This is a genomic window from Novosphingobium album (ex Liu et al. 2023) (assembly GCF_029076845.1).
GTDB lineage: Bacteria > Pseudomonadota > Alphaproteobacteria > Sphingomonadales > Sphingomonadaceae > Novosphingobium.
Genome location: NZ_JARESE010000078.1, coordinates 1 through 1,111, shown reverse-complemented (window position 1 = coordinate 1,111; position 1,111 = coordinate 1). Strand labels below are relative to the sequence as shown.

The window sequence follows — 1,111 nt, the reverse complement described above, 5'->3', positions numbered from 1 at the left end:
CGCCGGCGGCGGCCGTTCGGGGATTCGCCGCCGCCGACGCATCGCCCGGCGGGGTGCCGGACGACGGGGGGGTCTCGATCGGGTAGATGTCGGGCCGCAGCTCGTGACGCGAAATGCCGGTGGCGAACTCGACCGATAGGACCTCTTCCGCCGACTGAAGTGGAATGTCGTTCTTCAGTCGGTACGACACGGTCTGTTGCTTCATGCCGAACCGTCGCGCGAAAGCTGCGCCGCTGCCGCACCATGCCACCGCGCGACGAAAGGCCTTCATCGCCAACTGTAGTTCGACGTGATCCATGCGCTGAACATGGCACATCGATCTACCAGTAACAACCAGTAATTAGTTATCCTTGGTTGCCATTTGTCGCCTAGCTTGCCTAGTCGTGGATACGCCTGAGGACATAGCGCACAACGCGGCATGGCTGCGGGCAATGCGAGATCTTCTCGGATGGTCCACGGGTCAAGTCGCTCGCGCGATTCGAACCATTGCAGCTGAGCTGGATGACAAGGTTGAACTCTCCCAGCAAACTGTATCAGCGTTTGAAAATGGCCAGCACAAATCTAACCCGCGCTGGCTGGGATACGCTCAAATTGCGATAATCAAGGAAATGCAAGCGCGAGAGCTAGTAGACGGCCGTGTTTGGTATCTGAAAATACCGACTACTTCGAGGCGCTTCTTCCAAAACCAGCGGAAGCGCGCTGGCACCGAGACGCCGCAGGACGAATTTCTGCCTCTCCGTGAGGCGGGTGATGTCGGTAAGGTCGGCAACTCAGAGACTCCACTTCGTGACGATCATCCATTAACGAGTGATGAGGTGGAGTTACTGGGGCTGTTTCGGTCAATTGAGCCGAAGGAAAAGGCAGCGATCATGACGCTGGTCCGTTCGATCGCGACAAACGCGCGATCCCCAACTGTTCACGACAAGGGGTTGGGTTTTCGGAGCTTGGGTCCAAACCGACAAACCGAAAGGCGGGGCGGGAAAAATGATAGACCGGGAGCGCGGGGAAGGGATGCCTGAACGGGCCGCTCCCGACCTCTCCCTGCGTCTCAGGAGATCAGGCGTTGGGCGAGCTTGAGCAGCACCTGCGCGAGGCGCAGGCGAAGATAGCG

2 protein-coding genes are annotated in these 1,111 nt (G+C 59.0%); one reads left to right on the top strand and one right to left on the bottom strand.

Annotated features, from left to right (window positions below):
• Positions 1–298: transcriptional regulator (locus PYV00_RS21710; RefSeq protein ID WP_275230433.1), on the bottom strand; the 298-nt coding region annotated here is incomplete at its 3' end.
• Positions 299–383: 85 nt separating this feature from the next.
• On the opposite strand from PYV00_RS21710, the gene PYV00_RS21705 reads away from it, so the two are divergent.
• Entirely contained in the window at positions 384–1,019 is a 636-nt protein-coding gene (locus PYV00_RS21705; protein WP_275230432.1) for a helix-turn-helix domain-containing protein, read from the top strand.
• The last annotated feature ends 92 nt before the right edge of the window (positions 1,020–1,111 follow it).